Below are 14,635 nucleotides of genomic sequence, written 5' to 3' on the forward strand. Positions count from 1 at the left end.
CACGAACACAACGCAGCGTCGAGACGAAGACGCTTACTCAGACAGGCTCCTAGGCGGCCGGCCGCGGGCCTGTCTTGCCGATTCTCGCCATTGACGCCCCCGAAAGCGCACCCCACTGTGCCTGCTCGCCTCCAGCCTCCGGAAAAGCGAGCCGGCCATGAAGATCACGCGCATCGAGCGTTCGGTTCATCGCCTGCCCCTGGACCCGCCGTTCAAGCCCTCCTGGGACAGCCGGGCGCGGCACCACTTCGACGTCGATCTCCTGCGCGTCCACACCGACGAGGGTCTGGTCGGCGTCGGATCGGGCGATTCCATGGCCGGCTTCGGCGGGCACGAGGAGCTGTTCCTGGGCCAGGATCCGCGCGACCTCGACCGCCATTTCCGGGTCGTCGAGAACCTCTCCTTCCACTACGGCCGCTGCTGGCCCCTGGAGAACGCGCTCTGGGACCTCTACGGGCTCTATACCGGCGAGCCGGTCTGGCGCCTGCTCGGCGGGCGCTCGAACAGGGTTCGCTGCTACGCCTCCTCGGGCAGCCTGCGCGAGCCCGGCGAGCTCGCCGACCTCGCCCAGCTGATCGTCGAGGAAGGCTTCCCGGCCATGAAGATCCGCTTCCAGCGTCCCGACTGGGCCGAGGACATCGAGGCCCTGGCCGCGGTGCGCGACGCGGTCGGCGAGAGCCTGAAGCTGATGGTCGACTGCAACCAGGGCTGGCGCATGCCCTGGGACACGACCCGGCCCTGGGCCCTGAAGGAGGCCCTGGCGGTCGCCCGCGAGCTCGAGGACCTCGACGTCTACTGGATGGAGGAGCCGCTGCACCGCGGCGACCTCGAGGGCATGCGGCTGCTGCGCGAGGAGGTCGACCTGCGCATCGCCGGCGGCGAGATGACCCGCGAGCTGCACGAGCTGCGCCGGCTGGTCGAGGGCCGCTGCCTGGACGTGCTGCAGCCCGACTGCGTCGTCACCGGCGGCATCCTGGGCCTCGCCCAGCTCGCCCGCCAGGCGGTCGACGCCGGCCTGGAGTTCACGCCGCACAGCTGGGGCAACGGCATCGGCCTGATGGCCAACGCGCACCTTGCCGCCGGCGTCGCCGGCTCCAGCTACTTCGAGTTCCCCTTCGACCCGCCGACCTGGACGCCGGAGCGGCGCGACTATCCCCTGGTCGATCCGCTGGTCCCCGACAGCGAGGGCTGGCTGACCCTCCCCGAAGGCCCCGGCTTCGGCTTGGAGCTGGACGAGAAGCGTCTCGCCGAAACCCGGATCGGCTAGGCCGGTCGGCCCCTAGAGCCGTGCGTCCGGCTTGGCGACGGTCGCCGGCGCGACCTCGCGCTTGCGCTCGCGCACCGCGATGTAGATACCGCTGCCGATGATGACCGCGACGCCGAGCCAGGTGCCGGCGTCCGGGAAGTCGCCGAAGGCGACCAGCCCGACCACCACCGCCATCGCCATCTCGCTGTAGCCGTAGGGCGAGAGCAGGCTGGCCGAGGCCTGCTCGTAGGCCTTGATCAGCAGGAAGTGGCCGGCCGCCGCGACCAGGCCCATCAGCGCCATCAGGGCCCAGTCGGCAGCGGCCGGCGACTTCCAGAAGGCGGGCGCCACGAAGGACATCGCGACGGCGCCGAGCAGGGCCGTGAAGACCAGCGTCACCAGCGGCGGGCTGGAGCCGGCCAGCTTGCGCGTCGCCATGACGTAGAAGGCGTAGACCGTGCCGGCGCCGGCAGCCAGCAGCGCGGACCACTGGAACACCCCGAGTCCCGGCCGGATCACGATCAGGGCGCCGGCGAAGCCGACCAGCACCGCCGACCAGCGGCGGATGCCGACCGACTCGCCGAGCAGCAGCGGCGACAGCGCGGTCACCACGAAGGGATAGACGAAGACCAGGGCCAGCGCGTCGGCCAGCGGCATGGTGCGGATCGCCGCGAAGAACAGCACCGTGGAGGCGAGCAGCAGGCCGCCGCGCAGGACCTGGGCGACCGGCCGCTTCGGCAGCAGCGCCGCGCGCCCGTAGCGCCACAGCGCGAGCGGCAGCAGGAAGGCGAGATGGAAGAAGTAGCGCGCCCAGACGACCTGGGCCGTGGCGTAGTCGGCGCTCAGGGTCTTGGCGATGCCGTCCATGATCGGCACCAGCATCATGGCCCCGACGAGCAGCAGGATGCCGTTGAGCGGCCGGCCCGGCTCCTCGGGGACGGCGGCTCCGGCCGGGCTCTGGCGGGTACTGTCGGTCATGGCGGACTGGCGGTAGCATGGCGTCGCCCGCCGCGGAAGCCCTCCTGCGGAACCCCTGGCGAAAGCGAGGCTGCGATGCTCGGAAGCCTGACCCTGCTGCTGCTCTGCCAGCTGCTCGGCGAGGTCGCGGTGCGCGCCACCGCCCTGCCGCTGCCGGGGCCGGTCGTCGGCATGGCGCTGCTGTTCGTCGGCCTCGCCCTGCGCGGCGAGATCCCGCCGGCGCTCGCCGAGACCGCCGGCGCGCTGCTGCGCAACCTCTCGCTGCTGTTCGTGCCGGCCGGCGTCGGCGTCATGCTCCACCTGTCGTTGATCGGCCGCGAATGGCTGCCGATCGCCGCCGCCCTCATCGGCAGCGCCGTCATCACGGTGGCGGTCACCGCCCTGGTGCTGCAGGGCGCCAGCCGCCTGCTGCGCCGGGCCGAGCACTCCGCCGCCGACAGCGGACCACGTCCCGGACCGGAGGACTGAGGCGATGGCCGGAATCGAGGAGCCCTTCTGGCGCATTTGGGTCTACCTGGCGGAGACGCCGCTGCTCGGCCTGACCGTGACCCTCTCTGCCTATCTCGCCGGCGACTGGCTCTACCGCCGGGCCGGCCTCAACCCCCTGGCCAATCCCGTGCTGATCGCCGTGATCCTGCTGGTCGGCCTGCTGCTCGTGACCGGCACCGACTATCCGACCTACTTCGAGGGCGCGCAGTTCGTGCACTTCCTGCTGGGCCCGGCGACGGTGGCGCTGGCGGTGCCGCTCTACCGCCAATTCCGGGCGGTCAAGCGCGAGGCCCTGCCGCTGCTGCTCGCCCTGCTCTGCGGCTCGCTGACCGCCGCCGGCTCGGCGGTGGCCATCGCCTGGGCGCTCGGCGCCAGCCTGGAGACGCTGCTCTCGCTGGCGCCGAAGTCGGTGACCACGCCGGTCGCCATGGGCATCGCCGAGCAGATCGGCGGACTGCCCTCGCTGACCGCCGTGCTGGTGATCCTGACCGGCATCGCCGGCGCGGTGCTGGCGCCGCACACGTTGAACCTGCTGCGCATCCGGGACTGGAAGGCGCGCGGCTTCGCCCTCGGCGTCACCGCCCACGGCATCGGCACCGCGCGGGCCCTGCAGATCGACGAGGTCGCGGGCGCCTTCTCGGGCCTCGCCATGGGCCTCAATGCGCTGGCAACCGCGGCCCTGCTGCCGCTGCTGATCCGGCTGCTGTTCTAAGGCCCTTGTGGCCTCTCCTGGGGGGCGGTTAGGCGGCGTCGGTCAGGGAGGCGCTGGGCGCCGAACCGGGCGCGGACCAGAAGCGCAGCAGGCGGGCCAGCACGCGGCCGGCCTCGCTCAGATCCTCGGGCGTGAAGCCGGCCTCGGGCATCTCGGCGACGTGGTGCTCGAACAGCGCCGAGAGATGGCGGTAAACCGAGACGCCGCGCTCGCTCGCCTTGACGTGGTAGGAGCGGCGGTCGTGCAGCGAGCGCTGCTGGACCAGGTAGCCGTTCTCGACCAGCTTCTTGACGTTGTAGGAGACGTTGGAGCCCAGGTAGTAGCCGCGCTGGGTCAGCTCGCCGACGGTCAGCTCCTCCTCGCCGATGTTGAAGAGGATCAGCGCCTGCACGTTGTTGAGGTCGCGGATCGCCAGGCGCTCCAGCTCGGTCTTGACCAGTTCGAGACACTGCCGGTGCAGCCGCTCGACCAGCTGGATGGTCTGCAGGTAGCTCGTCTTCATCCTCGTCTTCCTCATGGCGAAGCGGCGCGCATTCGCGGCAACGTTGCCGAAAAGATGAAGCGAAGGGCATTAAGGGAGGCTTAAGCGCGCCCTCGGCGGCACCGGAGGCGCGCCTAGGACTTGCCCGCGACCAGCTTGACGATGGCCGAGTAGTCGAGCCCGCCGTTCCCTGCGTTGACGAACAGCGTGTAGAGCTGCGCCGCCTCGGCGCCGAGCGGCGTCGCGACCCCGGCGCTGGCCGCCGCCGCCTGGGACAGCTTGAGGTCCTTGTGCATCATCGCCGCGGCGAAGCCCGGCTTGTAGTCCCGGTTTGCCGCCGCGCTCTCGACGATGCCGGGCAGCGGGTGGTGGTTGAGCATCGCCCAGTTCATGCCCGAGGCGCTGGAGGCAATGTCGAACAGCGTCTTCGGCTCCAGCCCCAGGGTCTCGCCCAGGGTGAAGGCCTCGGCCGTCGCCAGCATGCAGATGCCGAGCATCATGTTGTTGCAGACCTTGGCGACCTGCCCGTTGCCCGGCCCGCCGGCGTGGATCGCCCGCTTGCCGACCGCCTTCAGCAGCGGCTCGGCCCGGGCGAAGGCCTCCGCGCTGCCGCCGACCATCAGCGTCAGGCTGGCCGCCTCGGCGCCGGCGACGCCGCCCGAGACCGGGGCGTCGACCATCAGGTGGCCGGCCGCCTCGGCGGCGCTATGGACCGCGCGCGCGCTGTCGACGTCGATCGTCGAGCAGTCCAGGAAGAGGGTGCCGGCCTCGGCCGCGGCGAGCAGCCCCCCCTGCCCCTCCGCCCCCAGATAGACGGCGCGCACGTGGGGGCCGGCCGGCAGCATGGTGAAGACCGCCTCGACGCCCGCGGCGGCGGCCTCGGCGTTCGCCACCGTGTCGATGCCGGCGGCCCGGGCCGCCTCGAGCGCCGCCGGCACCAGGTCGAAGCCCTTCACCGCATGGCCGGCCTTGGCCAGGTTGCGGGCCATCGGCCCGCCCATGTTGCCGAGCCCGATAAAACCGATCGCTGCCATTGCTTTCCTCCCAGGAGACGCTTCTATGGTCGTCATTCCCGCGCGAATGCCATCCGCTGTCCAGTCTCTGGAACCGACTGGACGCTTGCATGGTTCGACTGGCTCACCATGAAGCGACGGCCACGTCCGGCGCCGGCCGAAGGTCGGGCTTCACCCTGAGCCTGTCGAAGGGCGAAGCCCGACCCGGCGCTGGCCTAATCAGAACGTCAGGTCGCGTTCGCCGAGCGACTTGAAGTGCGACTCGACCAGCGCCGTGTCGACGTCCGCCAGGCTCGCCGGCCGCCACGCCGGGGCATGGTCCTTGTCGACCAGCACGGCGCGGATGCCCTCGTGGAAGTCGTGACCGGCCATGGCCGCCTGGCTGAGCCGGTACTCCATGGTCATGCACTCCTCGAAGGTCAGGTTGGCGCCGCGGCGGAGCTGCTCGAAGGCGACCTTCATCGAGGTCGGCGAGCGCTTACGCAGGATCGCGGCCTGCTCGGCCGCCCACCCGTCGCCCTTATCGCCCTCGGCCTCCAGCGCCGCCAGGACCGCCTCGACCGAGCCGCCGGAGAACAGGCGGTCGATCGCCGCCTGGCGCTGCTGCAGGTCCGAGGCGCCGGCGTGGACCGCGAAGCCGTTGACCGCCGCCTCGGCGGCGCTGCCGCCGTCGCCGGGGAAGTCGGCGGCGCAGAGCGCCTCGAGCAGGGCCTCCTGGCTGTCGGTCGGCACATAGTGGGTGGCGACGCCGAGGTAGCGGCAGTCCGCCGCCTTCAGGCGGTGGCCCGTCAGCGCCAGGAACAGGCCCGCTTTGCCCGGGAGGCGCGGCAGGAAGTAGGAGCCGCCGACGTCGGGGAACAGGCCGATGGCGGTCTCGGGCATGGCGACGAGCGTGCGGTCGCCGGCGACCCGGATCATGCCGTGGACCGAGAGGCCGACGCCGCCGCCCATGGCGATGCCGTCGATCAGCGCGATGTAGGGCTTGGCGAGGCGGAAGATCGTGCGGTTGAGGATGTACTCCTCGCGGAAGAACTCGCGGGGCAGGTCGCCCCCGTCCCTGGCGGCCGTCCAGACCGAGCGGACGTCGCCGCCGGCGCAGAAGGCCTTCTCGCCGGCCCCGCGGATCACGACCGCGCCGACCTCGGGGTCCGCGGCCCAGGCCTCGAGCCTCGGCTGGAACTGGCGGATCATCTCCAGGGTCAGGGAGTTCAGCGCCTTCGGCCGGTTCAGGGTGACCAGGCCGACCGCGCCGCGCCGCTCGAAAAGAATCTCCGCCGTCTCGTCCATCGCCGTCTCGTCCATCGCCGTCTCGTCCATCTGGGCCGCCGTCCTTCCGTGCATCCGTTGGGCCGTACTGTTTAGAAGAGGCGGCCCGCCGAATCCAGCGCCGGCCCGTCGGTCCCCGGCAGCCCGGCGGCGGCATTCAGGCCCCGCCGAGCAGCTTGCGGGCGACGATCACGCGCATGATCTCGTTGGTGCCTTCGAGGATCTGGTGGACGCGCAGGTCGCGCAGGTAGCGCTCGATCGGGTAGTCCCGGATGTAGCCGTAGCCGCCGTGGAGCTGCAGCGCCTCGTTGACGATCGCGAAGCCGGCGTCGGTGGCGAAGCGCTTGGCCATGGCGCAGAGCCGGGTCGCGTCCGGCGCGGCGGCGTCGAGCGCGGCGGCGGCGCGCCGGATCAGCAGGCGCGAGGCCTCCAGCTCGGTCGCCATGTCGGCCAGCTTGAACTGGGTCGCCTGGAAGTCGGCGATCGCCTGTCCGAACTGCCGGCGCTCCCGAACGTAGTCGAGGGCCAGCTCCAGGCAGGCGCGCGCCCCGCCGAGCGAGCAGGCGCCGATGTTCAGCCGGCCGCCGTCGAGCCCCATCATGGCGATCCGGAAGCCGTCGCCCTCGCCGCCCAGTCGGTTGTCGAGCGGCACCTCGGCGTCCTCGAAGATCACCGCCGCGGTCGGCTGGCTGTTCCAGCCCAGCTTGACCTCCTTCTTGCCGAACGACAGGCCCGGCGTGTCCTTGGGCACGACCAGGGTCGAGATGCCCTTCGGGCCGGGCGCCCCGGTCCGGCACATGACGACGTAGACGTCGCTGGCGCCACCGCCGGAGATGAAGGCCTTCTGGCCGTTCAGGACGTAGCGGTCGCCGCGCCGCTCGGCCGTGGTCTGCAGGTTGGCGGCATCGGAGCCGTGGCCCGGCTCGGTCAGGCAATAGGAGGCGAAGTGCTCCATGGTCATCAGCGGCGGCAGGACGCGTCGGCGCAGCGCCTCGTCGCCGAAACGGTCGATCATCCAGGCCGCCATGTTGTGGATCGAGAGGTAGGCGGCCGTCGAGGGACAGGCCGCGGCCAGCTCCTCGAAGATCAGGGTCGCGTCGAGCCGAGACAGTCCGGAGCCGCCGACGTCGTCGCGGACGTAGATGCCGGCAAAGCCGAGGCCGGCCGCCTTGCGAAGCGCCTCGACGGGGAACAGGCAGTCCGCGTCCCACTGGGCCGCGTGGGGCGCCATCTCGTCGCGGGCGAAGCTCCGCGCGAGATCGCTGAACGCCTGCTGCTCCTCGCTCGGCTCGAAGTCCATGGGCCCGCCCTCTCGAGTTAACAGTTTCCTAGTCATTGGCGGCGTAACCTTAGGCGCGTCCCGGTCGGACGATCCAGCGCTACGCGCAGCGCGGTAGCCCCATTCTATGCTACCTATGCGTGAACCTTGTTATTATCTGCAATTGCGTTAGAAACCGGGCGGGGATCGTCGAACTTCCGCCGCCTTGCGCGGCGGGCGATGAGCGGGGGTACCGTGCAACATAGGTCGCTTTCGCCGAGCCGGGCCTCCTGGGTGGCCCGTTGCCGGCAGGACGAACAGATCTGGTGGGTCGACGATCTCGGAACCTTTCGGGCCGTCGATCACAACAGCGACGATCTCTGGCGCAGCCAGCCGATCGGCGACGACGAGCGCTCCCACCGCCTGGCTTTCCGGTTGATGCGCCTGGTCAAGGTGATGGAGGGCGGCCGCCACCTGACGGCCCAATGGGACGCCTGCTGGGTCGACCCGACCGCGCTCCAGGCGGTCGCCGACTACGTCCGGCGACGCCACCGCGAGCTGCGCGCCGTGCATCTGCGCTACTGCGTCGGCGCCTGGGTCGACGAGAGCCATTTCAAGGGCTCTCTGGCCGCTACCCGCATGGAGCAGATCCTCGGGCTGCGCGGCGCCACGCCCTTTCTCGGCACCACCGTGCTGGAGCGTCCGCTCGAACGCCTCGCCCACGCCAGCCGACCGCTACGCCACGGCTTCGAGGTCTGGCGGCGGCTCTGCTGGGAGGGACGACTGCCGCCGGTCGACCGCCTGCTCGACGCGCTGGCGCCGGACCTGCGCTTCTCGAACGCGGAGCGCACGCCGATGGTGTTCTGGCACGGCGAGCGCGGGCTGCCGAGCTGGCAAGTGACGACGGAGGACCTGTGGGACGCCTTCCTGGCGGACCTCCCGGGCCACCTCGGCCAGACCCTGACAGGTCGGCTGCGCAAGCACCTGCTGGAGCAGCAGACGCCGCGCCTCGACACCTCCGCCTGCCCTTCACCTGGCCCGAGGAAGAAGCCTACTGGTTCCGCTTCGAGCGGCTGATCCTGCCGGTCTCCCGCGCCGACGGGCAGCCCGACCTGATCGCGCTCTGCGTGCCCTGCGAAGAGAGCGACATCCCGATTATGCAGCCGCCGCCGGTCAGCCCCGCGGTCTGGCAAAATCCCCTTGACAGGCACTAGAGGCGGCCGCAGTCTTCCGCCCCAGCGCCGATTTGAGCTACAGCTTGCGGGCGCTTAACAAATGCGGCTAAAGCGTTGGGTTGACGAAACCGCCCGGCGCCCGCCGCGGCGGTTTTCTTCGTTCCGGCGCCGGCCCTCTGCGGTCCGCGCCACGGCTTGGCCGGCCCAACCGGCTCCCGGTGATTTGAGGGGCAGCTTGCTCCGGGTCAACAAAAGCTAAAGAGCCACGCCTCGTGGGGCCCCTCGCCATCGCCGCCGGCATTGCCGGCCGAGAAAACGCGACCTCACGGGAGGGCCGAACATGGCCAAGGCAACGTCCAAGAACCCCGAGACCCAGGTGCTGCACGCCGGCTACCGCGCCGACCCGGCGACCGGCGCCGTCGCGGTGCCGATCTACCAGACGACCTCCTACCAGTTCCGCGACACCCAGCACGCCGGCGACCTCTTCGCGCTCAAGGAGCTGGGCAACATCTACACCCGGATCATGAACCCGACCTGCGACGTGCTGGAGCAGCGCGTCGCGGCGCTCGAGGGCGGCGTCGGCGCGCTTGCCGTCGCCTCCGGGCAGGCCGCCTCGGCGCTGGCGATCCAGAACATCGCCAAGGCCGGCGACAACATCGTCAGCGCGACCGACCTCTACGGCGGCACCTGGAACCTCTTCGCCAACACCCTGGCGAACCAGGGCATCGAGGTCCGCTTCGTCGATCCGGCCGATCCCGAGAACTTCCGCCGCGCGACCGACGAGCGAACCCGCGCCTGGTACGGCGAGACCCTGCCGAACCCGAAACTCACGGTCTTTCCGATCGCCGAGGTCGCGGCGATCGGACAAGAGCTCGGCGTGCCGCTGATCATGGACAACACGGCCGCCCCGATCCTGTGCCGGCCGCTCGAGCACGGCGCCAGCATCGTCGTCTACTCGACGACCAAGTACATCGGCGGCCACGGCACCTCGATCGGCGGCATGATCGTCGACGGCGGCACCTTCGACTGGGCCGGCAACGCGCAGCGCTTCCCGCTGCTCAACCAGCCCGACCCGAGCTATCACGGCGCCGTCTGGACCGAGGCGACGAAGCCGCTCGGCCCGGTCGCCTACATCCTCAAGGCGCGCACGACCCTGCTGCGCGACCTCGGCCCGGCGCTCAGCCCCTTCAACGCCTTCCAGATCATCCAGGGCCTGGAGACCCTGCCGCTGCGGATCCGGGCCCACTCGGCCAACGCCCTGGCGGTCGCCGAGTACCTGCGCGACCGGCCCGAGGTCGAGAAGGTGATCTTCCCGAGCTTCCACGCCGACGCGGAGCAGCGCCGCCGCGCCGAGACCTACCTGCGCGGCGGCTGCGGCGGCCTGGTCGGCTTCGAGCTGAAGGAGGGGGTCGAGGCCGGCCGCCGCTTCATCGACGGCCTCGAGCTGTTCTACCACGTCGCCAACATCGGCGACGCGCGCAGCCTGGCGATCCACCCGGCGACGACCACCCACTCGCAGCTGCAGGCCGAGGAGCAGCTCGCCGCCGGCGTCTCGCCCGGCTACGTGCGCCTGTCGGTCGGCATCGAGCACATCGACGACATCCTCGCCGACCTCGACCGCGGCCTGGCCGCGGCGGCCCGGCTGCCGCAGGCCGCGGAGTAGCCGCCAAGGCCGTCGCGCCCCTCACCTCACCCCGGCCCTCTCCCCTCCCCGAGGGGAGCGGAGAGGGAGGGGCCCACGCGAAGCGTGGGAGGGTGAGGTGAGGGGCAGGCCCTTAGGCGGCCACCGCGCGCCGGGCGCTCAGGAGGCGGATGCGGCTCAGCAGGTCGTCGAAGTCCATGTAGCTGAGCTGCAGCTTGCGGGCGCCGCTCGCGGGATCGAAGGCCTTGCGCCCGTGCAGGACCCGGTGGTTGTGGGTCGTCACCAGGTCGCCCGAGCTCATGCGCATGACCACCTGGTTGGCCGGGTCCTCGATCATCCGGGCCAAGATCCGGTAGGCCTCGTAGAAGGGCTCGACCAGCTCCGGGGCGATCTGCAGCGGCTGCATCAGCTGGTTGGAGAAGCGCACCAGCGTGATCCGACCCTCCGGATCGAGAGTGATCATCGGCGCCCGCCCGACGATGTCGCCCTTCTCGCTGAACATCCGCCAGCAGGCCTGGACGTGGGTCAGCAGGTCGAAGCAGTCGGGTCGCTCCTCGCGCAGCCGCTCGGCGACCTGGAAGCCGTCGACCGCGGTGGTCTCGCCGCCCCGGGCCTCGTTGCGCATGAAATGCAGCAGCTGAATCGATGGCGGCCACGCGTAGTTCGGCATGTCGGTGTGCGGCTTCAGCTCCAGCGCGGTCGAGGCGACGTTGTAGGCCTTGGGGTCGACGAAGACCTCGTGCAGGCGGTCGTAGACCGTCTCGCGCACGAAGGCGACGCGCTCGACGAAGCGCTCGACCTCGCCGTTGTGGTTGGGCAGCCCGTGGACCACCGCCAGGCCGACGTCGCGGATCGCCTCGCACCAGCCGAGCAGCGCCGCGTCGTCGCGCACGACCTCGGCGAAGTCGAAGCTCGGGACCCGGCCGTTCAGCTCCCCGGCCCACAGCCGGCGCTGCGGCGGGGCCTGGAGCGGGCCGGATTCCGCCGGATAGAGGAAGGCGCGCAGGAAGCCGTCGGGAAAGACGCTCTCGTGGCCCTCCGGATCGAGCGTGCTGGGCGCCCAGCGAACGCGCAGGTCGCCCTCGGCGGTCAAGGCGGCTTCGGCGGCCGTGACCCCGGCCGGCACATCCGCGGTGAAGTGGGTGCGCTCGCGCGTCGAGGGGTGCAGGCAGGCCGGGCACTGGCAGTTGTCACGCAACCAGATGAAGTGGAAGGTCGCCTGCGGCCAGTCCGGCCAGCCGACCGTCAGCGCCCGCTCGCCCTTTCGCACCTGCGTCGCCATCGCCTCGCTCTCCCTCGCCCGCGGCTTTCGTCGTACCCGCGTTCAGCCAACCAGCTTCTCCGCCCTCTGTCCAGGGCCGTCCGGCGAGGGTCGCGGCCGACTCAGTCGAGCTGCCGCCAGGTCAGGATTCCCTGCTCGCCGTAGGGCGCGTACTCGTTCGCCTGTGCCAGGAAATCGGCATAGGAATCGGCGACCCTCTGGGTCAGGGGGTCGGCGCCCGCCAGCTCCTGCACGACCTCCTCGCTGACCTCCTTGAGGCGCTGCACCACCGGATCCGGGAACGTCAGGACCTCGACCCCATGCTCCTCGATCAGCACCTTGAGGCTGACGGCGTTGTGGTAGGTGAAGTCGCCCAGGGTCTCGATCGCGGTCGCATCGGCGGCCGTCGCGACCATCGCCTTGAGGTCGTCCGGCAGGCTGTCCAGGACCTTCTGGTTGAAGATCACCTCCAGGCCCGGACCGGGTTCGTGGAAGCCCGGCATGTAGTAGTACTTGGCGAAGCGGTAGAGCCCGAAGGCGAGGTCGTTCCAGGGCCCGACCCAGTCGGCCCCGTCGACCGTGCCCGAGGCCAGGGCCTGGGTGATCTCGCCCGGCGGCATCATGACCGGCGCCGCGCCGAGCCGGCGCATGACCTCGCCCCCGAGCCCGGCGACGCGGAACTTCAGGCCGTTGAAGTCGTCGACCGTCTCGATCTTGCGGTTGAACCAGCCGCCGGCCTGGGTGCCGCTCGAGCCGACGTAGAAAGGCTTGAGGCCGAAGCCGCCGTAGACCTCGTCCCACAGCGCCTGCCCGCCGCCGAAGCGCAGCCAGGAGAAGAACTCGACTGCCGTCATGCCGAAGGGCACGCCGGTGAACCAGTTCATCGCCGGCGACTTGCCGACCCAGTAGTAGGGCGTCGAATGGGCGAGATCGGCGGTGCCGGAGGCGACGGCGTCGAAGGCCTCGAAGGGCGGCACCAACTCGCCGGCGGCGAAGACCTTCACGTCCAGGCGGCCGCCGGAGAGCGCGCGCAGCCGGTCGGCGTAGCGCTCGGCGTTGACGCCGACGCCCGGCGCGTTCTTCGGCCAGGTCGTGACCATCTTGAGCTCGAAGCGCTCCTGCGCGACGGCCGGCCGGGCCAGCGGCACGGTCGCCCCGGCGGCCAGGCCGAGGCCGGCGGTCTTCAGGAAACGTCGGCGGTCGGGTCGCGGCATCTCAGGTTCTCCCCATGGCAAGCGGCGCGGTCGCGGAGCTTCGGCAGTCTGGTCCAGCAGGGCGCGTCCGCGCCAGCGCTTCGGCCATGGCCTCGGCGTCTGCCAGCCATGCAGCATGGCGCAATCCTCGCCGCCGGTCACCCCGCCGGCGGATCCGCCGCGTCGGACGAGGTCACCTCCAGAATCGCAAGCGGAATCTCGAAGCGCCACTCGATCCCATCGGCATGAAAGCGCCGCTCGACCTGCGCATCGAGCGACTGGCCGACCATGCGCTCGATCACCGCGCTGCCGAAGCCGCTGGGGCCCACCTCGGCGGCGATCTCCACGCCACGCTCGCGCCACTGCAGGCTGAGCCGTTCGTCGCCGGCGCTCCAGACGATGTCGAGCTGCCCGGCGACCCCGGAAAAGGCGCCATACTTCGCCGCGTTGGTGGCCAGCTCATGGACCGCCATGCCGAGCATCTGGGCGCCGTGGATCGACAGCCGGCGAGGCGGCCCCTCGATCGTGACGCGCAGCGGGTCGGGCGGCCGGAAAGGCTCGATCTGGGCCACGACCAGGGCGCGCAGCTCGATGCCCGCGGCGCTCTCTCGCACCATCAGGTCGGTCGAGCGGGCCAGGCCCTGCAGCCGCTTCTGGAAGGCGTCGTCGAAGCCCGCGAGGGTATCCGCGCCCTTGGCGGTCTGCTTCGCGATCGCGCCGATCACGGCGAGCTGGTTCTTGGAGCGGTGTGCGAGCTCGCGCATGAGGAAGCGGATCTCGTTCTCCGCCTCCTTGCGTGCCCGCGCGGCCTCGGCCAGAGCCGCGGCCACCGTCTCGATCTCGCTGATCGGCGAGTGGAGCAGCTCCACCTCCTCGCCGGCGCCGAGCCGCTCGGCGTTGCGCGCCAGGCGGGCGACGGACCCGCCGACCAGGCGCGACAGCCAGACCACCGCCAGCAGCGCGGCTGCTGCGATCAGCAGGCCGCCGATCACCAGCAGCCCGAAGGAGCGTCGGAAGGGCGCGCGCAGCACCTCGCTGGGCGCCCAGGCGACGACCCGCCAGTCCGAGTGGAGCGAGGGCTGCACGACCGCCAGGTACTCCAGCTCGCCGGCGGTCTGCTCGATCAGGCCGCGCTCGTCGGGCGTGTCGCGCAGCAGGAAGAAGTCCTCGCCGATCGGCATCGCCGGATCCGAGGAGGCGATCAGCGTGCCGCCGGCGTCGAGCAGCGCGACCTTCCAGCCTGCCGGCACCCGGTGACCGGTCAGCTTGTCGGACAGCGTCGCCGCGTCGCGCGTCAGGATCAGTATCCGGTCCCGGCCGTCGTCGCCGACCACCGGCATAGCGACGTTGAAGACCCAGAGGCCGGAGGTCTGCCCGAAGAACACCTCCGAGACCGCCGGCGCCCCGCTTTCCAGCGCAGTCCGGGCTGAATCGGGATCGGAGCCCGAGCCCAGGGGGTCCCCGAAGGCGACCCGCGTGTTGGCGAGCTGCTGGAAGCGGTCGTCGAGCAGGATCATGTAGCTGTGCGAGCCTTGCAGGGCCGCCTGAGCGCGGCTGTGGAAGGTCTCGAAGTCGCCGCGATCGAGAGACGGCAGTGTCGCGAGCACCCGCAAGGTGGTGGTCATGGCCGACAGCTCGCGGTCGACCGACTGCGCGATCGAGCCGGCGGTGCCGTAGACCAGCGTCTCGACGACCTCGCGCTGCGCCTCGTTGTTGCGCTCGAGAACCAGTCCCGCATAGAGGAAGGCCGGCACGAGCGTCACCAGCGGCAGCAGCAGCAGGTAGAAGGAGATCGGGCGCGGTCGACCCCATCGGGACCGGGCCGGGCCGGTCACGGCGTCGGAGACCGCGGGCTCGGCAGCTATTACCTCGGTCCGATCGTCAACCATTGCGCAGTTGCTTTCCGCCAGCGATGGACGAT

13 protein-coding genes are annotated in these 14,635 nt (G+C 71.0%); 5 read left to right on the plus strand and 8 right to left on the minus strand.

Going from position 1 to position 14,635, the window contains the following annotated elements; all coding sequences use genetic code 11:
- Positions 1–157: 157 nt before the first annotated feature.
- On the plus strand, positions 158–1,267 hold the full coding sequence (locus tag WD341_RS08920; RefSeq protein ID WP_368425096.1) for a mandelate racemase/muconate lactonizing enzyme family protein: 1,110 nt from the start codon (positions 158–160) through the stop codon (positions 1,265–1,267).
- Between the two features lie 12 nt (positions 1,268–1,279).
- Here the strand turns inward: WD341_RS08920 and WD341_RS08925 are convergent, their stop codons facing one another.
- Positions 1,280–2,224 (minus strand): DMT family transporter, encoded by a 945-nt coding sequence (locus tag WD341_RS08925; protein WP_368425097.1) that lies wholly within the window; start codon positions 2,222–2,224, stop codon positions 1,280–1,282.
- Positions 2,225–2,299: 75 nt separating this feature from the next.
- On the opposite strand from WD341_RS08925, the gene WD341_RS08930 reads away from it, so the two are divergent.
- On the plus strand, positions 2,300–2,692 hold the full coding sequence (locus tag WD341_RS08930; RefSeq protein ID WP_368425098.1) for a CidA/LrgA family protein: 393 nt from the start codon (positions 2,300–2,302) through the stop codon (positions 2,690–2,692).
- Positions 2,693–2,696: 4 nt separating this feature from the next.
- A complete protein-coding gene (locus tag WD341_RS08935) occupies positions 2,697–3,425 on the plus strand; it encodes an LrgB family protein (RefSeq protein ID WP_368425099.1) in 729 nt (242 codons plus the stop codon).
- A 28-nt stretch (positions 3,426–3,453) separates the two neighbouring features.
- On the opposite strand, the gene WD341_RS08940 is transcribed toward WD341_RS08935, so the two are convergent.
- From WD341_RS08940 to WD341_RS08955, 4 genes are all read right to left on the minus strand, one after another.
- Complete coding sequence (locus tag WD341_RS08940; protein ID WP_368425100.1) at positions 3,454–3,927, minus strand: MarR family winged helix-turn-helix transcriptional regulator; 474 nt, start codon at positions 3,925–3,927, stop codon at positions 3,454–3,456.
- A 113-nt stretch (positions 3,928–4,040) separates the two neighbouring features.
- A complete protein-coding gene (gene mmsB / locus WD341_RS08945; protein WP_368425101.1) occupies positions 4,041–4,940 on the minus strand; it encodes a 3-hydroxyisobutyrate dehydrogenase in 900 nt (299 codons plus the stop codon).
- 198 nt (positions 4,941–5,138) lie between these two features.
- Positions 5,139–6,236 (minus strand): enoyl-CoA hydratase/isomerase family protein, encoded by a 1,098-nt coding sequence (locus WD341_RS08950; protein ID WP_368425102.1) that lies wholly within the window; start codon positions 6,234–6,236, stop codon positions 5,139–5,141.
- 106 nt (positions 6,237–6,342) lie between these two features.
- The gene (locus tag WD341_RS08955; protein ID WP_368425103.1) at positions 6,343–7,485 is read right to left on the minus strand and encodes an acyl-CoA dehydrogenase family protein; all 1,143 of its coding nucleotides are present in this window, start codon (positions 7,483–7,485) and stop codon (positions 6,343–6,345) included.
- Between the two features lie 252 nt (positions 7,486–7,737).
- On the opposite strand from WD341_RS08955, the gene WD341_RS08960 reads away from it, so the two are divergent.
- Positions 7,738–8,520: a hypothetical protein gene (locus tag WD341_RS08960; RefSeq protein ID WP_368425104.1), complete on the plus strand. Its 783-nt coding sequence runs from the start codon at positions 7,738–7,740 to the stop codon at positions 8,518–8,520.
- A gap of 438 nt (positions 8,521–8,958) precedes the next feature.
- On the plus strand, positions 8,959–10,281 hold the full coding sequence (locus WD341_RS08965; protein ID WP_368425105.1) for an O-acetylhomoserine aminocarboxypropyltransferase/cysteine synthase family protein: 1,323 nt from the start codon (positions 8,959–8,961) through the stop codon (positions 10,279–10,281).
- 112 nt (positions 10,282–10,393) lie between these two features.
- On the opposite strand, the gene WD341_RS08970 is transcribed toward WD341_RS08965, so the two are convergent.
- From WD341_RS08970 to WD341_RS08980, 3 genes are all read right to left on the minus strand, one after another.
- Positions 10,394–11,542 (minus strand): TauD/TfdA family dioxygenase, encoded by a 1,149-nt coding sequence (locus WD341_RS08970; RefSeq protein WP_368425106.1) that lies wholly within the window; start codon positions 11,540–11,542, stop codon positions 10,394–10,396.
- A gap of 101 nt (positions 11,543–11,643) precedes the next feature.
- A complete protein-coding gene (locus WD341_RS08975) occupies positions 11,644–12,735 on the minus strand; it encodes a TRAP transporter substrate-binding protein (RefSeq protein ID WP_368425107.1) in 1,092 nt (363 codons plus the stop codon).
- A 137-nt stretch (positions 12,736–12,872) separates the two neighbouring features.
- On the minus strand, positions 12,873–14,603 hold the full coding sequence (locus tag WD341_RS08980; protein ID WP_368425108.1) for a sensor histidine kinase: 1,731 nt from the start codon (positions 14,601–14,603) through the stop codon (positions 12,873–12,875).
- Positions 14,604–14,635 lie beyond the last annotated feature (32 nt).

Origin of the sequence: Tistlia sp., from assembly GCF_040905785.1 — a bacterium.
Lineage (GTDB): Bacteria > Pseudomonadota > Alphaproteobacteria > Kiloniellales > DSM-21159 > Tistlia.

Coding starts and splice junctions, on each gene's coding strand:
- WD341_RS08920 (WP_368425096.1), top strand. CDS start 158: ATGAAGATCACGCGCATCGAGCGTTCGGTTCATCGCCTGCCCCTGGAC.
- WD341_RS08925 (WP_368425097.1), bottom strand. CDS start 2,224: ATGACCGACAGTACCCGCCAGAGCCCGGCCGGAGCCGCCGTCCCCGAG.
- WD341_RS08930 (WP_368425098.1), top strand. CDS start 2,300: ATGCTCGGAAGCCTGACCCTGCTGCTGCTCTGCCAGCTGCTCGGCGAG.
- WD341_RS08935 (WP_368425099.1), top strand. CDS start 2,697: ATGGCCGGAATCGAGGAGCCCTTCTGGCGCATTTGGGTCTACCTGGCG.
- WD341_RS08940 (WP_368425100.1), bottom strand. CDS start 3,927: ATGAAGACGAGCTACCTGCAGACCATCCAGCTGGTCGAGCGGCTGCAC.
- mmsB (WP_368425101.1), bottom strand. CDS start 4,940: ATGGCAGCGATCGGTTTTATCGGGCTCGGCAACATGGGCGGGCCGATG.
- WD341_RS08950 (WP_368425102.1), bottom strand. CDS start 6,236: ATGGACGAGACGGCGATGGACGAGACGGCGATGGACGAGACGGCGGAG.
- WD341_RS08955 (WP_368425103.1), bottom strand. CDS start 7,485: ATGGACTTCGAGCCGAGCGAGGAGCAGCAGGCGTTCAGCGATCTCGCG.
- WD341_RS08965 (WP_368425105.1), top strand. CDS start 8,959: ATGGCCAAGGCAACGTCCAAGAACCCCGAGACCCAGGTGCTGCACGCC.
- WD341_RS08970 (WP_368425106.1), bottom strand. CDS start 11,542: ATGGCGACGCAGGTGCGAAAGGGCGAGCGGGCGCTGACGGTCGGCTGG.
- WD341_RS08975 (WP_368425107.1), bottom strand. CDS start 12,735: ATGCCGCGACCCGACCGCCGACGTTTCCTGAAGACCGCCGGCCTCGGC.
- WD341_RS08980 (WP_368425108.1), bottom strand. CDS start 14,603: ATGGTTGACGATCGGACCGAGGTAATAGCTGCCGAGCCCGCGGTCTCC.